Origin of the sequence: Streptococcus sp. HMSC066E07, from assembly GCF_001814695.1 — a bacterium.
Taxonomy (GTDB): Bacteria; Bacillota; Bacilli; order Lactobacillales; family Streptococcaceae; genus Streptococcus; species Streptococcus hominis.
Genome location: NZ_KV817454.1, coordinates 941 through 1,291, shown reverse-complemented (window position 1 = coordinate 1,291; position 351 = coordinate 941). Strand labels below are relative to the sequence as shown.

Genomic DNA, 351 nt, shown 5'->3' with positions numbered 1-351 from the left:
CAACATCTTTCTTCGGATTGATCTTCGGAATGTTGTTGGTTACAAGGTTTGTTTCATGGATACCAGTAAAGTCGATTTGATAAGCACGGTTATCATACTTGCTAGCTTCCTTGATTTCCTTCTTAACGGTTGTTGGAAAGACTAGTTTCAGATTGATACCTTTCAAAACATAGTTGTTTGTGTAAGCTACTGGATCATCTGCTGTGGTTACGGCAAACTCACCATCAATCTTCAAGCCCTTAGCCTTGATGTAATCTTGAACCTTTTGTGGAGCTTCTGCAACAGATTTGTAAATCTTCGTTGTGAAGCCACTTTGAACTTTACCGTCTTCTGTTGTTACACGAACACCAG

Annotated in this window: 1 protein-coding gene; it reads right to left on the bottom strand. The window is 39.6% G+C overall.

Going from position 1 to position 351, the window contains the following annotated elements:
* Nucleotides 1–351: SspB-related isopeptide-forming adhesin (locus tag HMPREF2984_RS06415; protein WP_142350454.1), on the bottom strand; the 351-nt coding region annotated here is incomplete at both ends.